Here is a 4,055-nt window from a genome sequence, read left to right on the forward strand (position 1 = left end):
TCGCATCCGTACCGAAGTGCTCGGAAGCGCCCGAGCAGGCTACGGAGAGAAGATTGTCGTGACACTGTCACGACAATTGAGCGAGGAGCACGGCTCCAGCTTCAAAGAAAAAAGAACTTGGCTCGGATGATCCAGTTCGCCGACCTGTTTCCGGACGAACAGATTGTCGTGTCACTGATACGAGAATTGAGCTGGTCTCACTTCCTCGTACTCCTGCCATTGAAGGAACCCCTTCAACGCGAGTTCTACGCGGAGATGTGCCGCTCGCAACGATGGGGCGTTCGCACGCTGCGCGAGAAGGTCGGCGGCCTGCTCTACGAGCGCACGGCGCTGTCACGCAAACCGGCCGAGCTGGCACGAATCGAACTCGCTGCCCTCCGCAACGAAGATCTCGTCTCGACCGATCTGGTCTTGCGAGATCCCTATCTGCTCGACTTCCTCGGGCTCAAGGACGCCTACCAGGAGAAGGATCTCGAAGCAGCCATCCTGCGAGAGATAGAGAGCTTCATCATGGAGCTGGGCAGCGGATTCGCCTTCCTGGCCCGGCAGAAGCGCATCACGGTCGATGGTGAAGACTTTCACATGGACCTGCTGTTCTACCAACGCGAACTCCGTCGACTCGTCGTCGTGGAGCTGAAGCTCGAACGCTTCCGCCCCGAACACAAGGGGCAGATGGAGTTCTACCTGCGCTGGCTCGACAAGCACGAACGAAGGACCGGTGAAGAGTCACCGATCGGCATCATCTTGTGCAGCGGCAAGGACCAGGGGCGCATCGAACTGCTGGAACTCGACAAGACCGGAATCCAAGTCGCCGAGTACCTCACGACACTGCCACCCAAGGACGTACTTCAACGCAAACTGCAGGAAGCTGCCCAGTTGTCGCGAGCGCGACTCGAATCCCGGAAGGGCCGCTCTTAGGCGGTAGCAGGTATCACCTTGTCGGCGCAGAGCGCGGGGATTTTGAGACCCCGCGCTCCGCGCCATCGCGTGCGATCAGCAGCCCAGGTTGCCGCCCGGATCGACACCGATGATGCCGGTGAACGTGCGGTAGTAGTTGATCCGCGTCTGCACCGCATCCGGCCGGCGGCCACCGCATTCCAGCGAGCCGTTGATGGCGTTGATCGTGACGCCGAAGCCCCACGAGTTGACCATCGCGTTGTGCGGCGTGACGCCGGCCGCGCCGGTGCCCGTCATCCAGTACCACACGGCAGTCTTCCACGCGATCGTCGAGTCGGTCGCCACCAGGTCCGGGTTGCTCCACAGGTCCACGCCGATGGCCTGGCCGGCCGCGCGGTAGTTGTAGTTCCAGCTCAGCTGGATCGGACCGCGGCCGTAGTACTGCTGGCCGGGGGCGCAACCGCTGTTCCAGTCGCAGTACAGCGGCCAGTTCGCCTGGTTGTACTCGCGCGTCGCGCGCAGGTTGTCCGACTCGTGCGCCACGTTGGCGAGGAAGGCCGCGGCCTCCTGGCGCTTGATGGTGTCGCTGCCGGTCTTCGCGAAGGCCGGCCAGCCGGTCATCGCGTTGACCAGGCCGGCGTAGGTGTACAGCGCGTTGCGGTTCGGGAACATCTGGTTGAACTGCGCCTCGCTGACGATGAACGAGCCGCCGGTGTTGCCACCACCGCCGCCACCGCCGCCGCCCGTGCCGCCGCAGGTGGTCGGCTGCCAGTACCAGGTGCTGATCGTCGGGTCGGTGCCGTCGCTGCCGTTGCCGCCCACGTTGACCAGCTTGTAGTAGCTGCCGTTGCCCGGGTAGCGCACGACGTCGCCCTGGCGGTAGTACACGCCGGCCTGCCAGTCGACCGCGGTGCAGCCGCCGGTGTTGCCACCGCCGCCACCGCCGCCTCCTCCGCCACCGCCCGTGCTGCCGCAGGCGGTCGGCTGCCAGTACCAGGTGCTGATCGTCGGGTCGGTCCCGTCGCTGCCGTTGCCGCCGACGTTCACCAGCTTGTAGCAGCTGCCGTTGTTGGGGTACTTGACCACGTCGCCGAGGCGATAGAACACGCCGGCCTGCCAGGTCACCGTCGTGGCGCCGCCACCGCCGGTGCTGCCACCGCTGTCGCAGGTGGTCTGCTGCCAGTACCAGGTGCTGATCGTCGGGTCGGTGGCATCGCTGCCGTTGCCGCCGACGTTGACCAGCTTGTAGTAGTTGCCGTTGTTCGGGTAGCGGACCACGTCGCCGAGGCGGTAGTACACGCCGTACTGCCAGGTCTGCGAGCTGCAGGCCGCAGCCGTGACGGCGGCGGCGCTCATGACCGTGGTGGCGGGTGCCGGCGCGGCACACAGGCCGGCCAGCGGAATCAACAGGCTTGCGATGCAAGCCACCCAACGTCTTGTCTTGTGGAACATGGTTGTCTTTCCGGTGTTTGTTGAGGAGATCGCACTGCTCCTTGCGCCCACGGACTGCCAATCGTGAAAGCGCTCGCATTTGACCGGTCGGGCGACCGGATGCGGGTAACAGCGTGCAAGAAACGGCTTGCAACGTGAGCGCAGGGCGCGCTCCAGCGCGCCGCAGGCGCGGCGCGACACCGGTCGGAATCTCTACACCGGCCGCTTGGCCAGCAGCGCCCACACCCCGGCGGCCGACAGCAGCGAGCCACCCGCCAGGTTGAAGCCGCGCTGCGCACGTGGCGACGCGAGCGCGGCGCGGGCCGAGGTGGCGAACACCGCATAGAGCGTCGAGTTGATCGTGGCCATCGTGACGAAGGTGACGGCCAGGATCCACAGCTGCTGCGTGGCGTTCACGCCCGGGCGCAGGAACTGCGGCAGGAAGGCGATGAAGAACACGATGCCCTTCGGGTTGAGGGCGGTCACGAGATAGGTGTTGATGAACAGCTTCCAGCGCGAGCCGGTGGCCGGCGCGACCGTGGCCTGTGCAGGCGAAACGCCGGCGCGCAGCAGCTTGATGCCGAGGTACAGCAGGTACAGCCCTCCCGCGAACTTGACCACCGTGAACCAGAAGGCCGAGGCCGCCAGCAGCGTTCCGAGGCCCAGCAGCGACACGACCAGCGCGGTGGAGTCACCCAGCGCGACCGCGGCGATCAGCGGCACGTTGGCGCGCCGCCCCTGCGCCATCGAGTAACTGATGACGGTCAGGATGGTCGGGCCGGGGATGATCAGCAGCACCGCGGAGGCGGCGACGAAGGCAAGCCAGTTTTCGATGGGCATCGGGGGATCTCCTGAAGGTGGGACGACTGTAGCGGGATGCCCGAGTTCAGGGATTGTGGTGTTGATCCCGCTGCACGACGTGCGTGAAGGCGATGCGGTCCGCCGCCAGCGTCTGCGCCAGGAATGAAGGCCGCACATCCACGTTCCCCAGCGCCGAGCGCGCAAACCAGTCGAAGACGAGTTCACGCGCGCCTTCGACGCCCCGGTACGGGCCGGGCTCCGTGAGCACGCGGCTGCCGGCTTGCGCCTCGACCTTGAAGTACATGCCGACTTCATGGTGCTTCAACCCGCCGTAGACGAAGAAGTTCTCGACCAGCAGCACGAGCGGCCCCGGTTGAACGACGAGGCCGAGTTCCTCGTGCAACTCGCGCACCACCGCCGTGCTCGCCTCTTCGCCGGACTCCACCCGTCCGCCGGGCAAGGCCCAGAAGTCGTCGCCCTCGGCCCGGTGCAGCAGCACGTCGTCGCCACGGACGACGATCGCCACGGCCCTCAGGTGGAAGCGATGCGAACCGGCATCGAAGGAAATCATGCTCATCGTGGGACCCGGGTAGCGCAGAAGGCGGCCACTGTAGCGGCTCACAATCCCGCGATGCGAACCCCCAGCCGCACGCTCGTCCTCCTGGCCACGCTGATCGTCGCCGGCTGCGCCACGCACGGCCCGGTCGCGCCGACGACCGTGCCGCCGGAACGCATCGCGCGGACCGTGCAGATCGCCGAGGCCGAGTGGCGGCTGTGGGGCTCGCAGCGCATCGGCACGACAAGCGACGGCGCGCAATGCGCCGTACTGGCTTCCGGCGACTGCGCCGAGGTCGACGACGGCTGCGGCCGCGAGATGAGCGCCGCGCTGTGCCCGGTCGTCAACGGCTACTGGGCCGCACTCGGGC

The 4,055-nt window shown here is 66.5% G+C and carries 5 protein-coding genes; 2 read left to right on the top strand and 3 right to left on the bottom strand.

Features of this window, described 5'->3' with window-relative positions; genetic code table 11:
* Positions 1 to 126 precede the first annotated feature (126 nt).
* Positions 127 to 918 (top strand): PDDEXK nuclease domain-containing protein, encoded by a 792-nt coding sequence (locus tag AC1D12_RS26915; protein ID WP_477844069.1) that lies wholly within the window; start codon positions 127 to 129, stop codon positions 916 to 918.
* A gap of 75 nt (positions 919 to 993) precedes the next feature.
* Here the strand turns inward: AC1D12_RS26915 and AC1D12_RS26920 are convergent, their stop codons facing one another.
* The 3 genes from AC1D12_RS26920 to AC1D12_RS26930 form a co-directional block, all read right to left on the bottom strand.
* Positions 994 to 2,325: a glycoside hydrolase family 19 protein gene (locus AC1D12_RS26920; RefSeq protein WP_477844071.1), complete on the bottom strand. Its 1,332-nt coding sequence runs from the start codon at positions 2,323 to 2,325 to the stop codon at positions 994 to 996.
* Positions 2,326 to 2,541: 216 nt separating this feature from the next.
* Positions 2,542 to 3,168 carry a LysE family translocator gene (locus AC1D12_RS26925; protein WP_477844073.1) on the bottom strand — a complete coding sequence of 209 codons (627 nt, stop codon included), beginning with the start codon at positions 3,166 to 3,168 and terminating at the stop codon, positions 2,542 to 2,544.
* 46 nt (positions 3,169 to 3,214) lie between these two features.
* Complete coding sequence (locus AC1D12_RS26930) at positions 3,215 to 3,706, bottom strand: NUDIX hydrolase (RefSeq protein WP_477827529.1); 492 nt, start codon at positions 3,704 to 3,706, stop codon at positions 3,215 to 3,217.
* A 54-nt stretch (positions 3,707 to 3,760) separates the two neighbouring features.
* On the opposite strand from AC1D12_RS26930, the gene AC1D12_RS26935 reads away from it, so the two are divergent.
* Positions 3,761 to 4,055 (top strand): hypothetical protein (locus tag AC1D12_RS26935; protein ID WP_477844075.1); only part of this gene is annotated, 295 nt, incomplete at its 3' end.

This window comes from Rhizobacter sp. P1_G5, assembly GCF_056405435.1.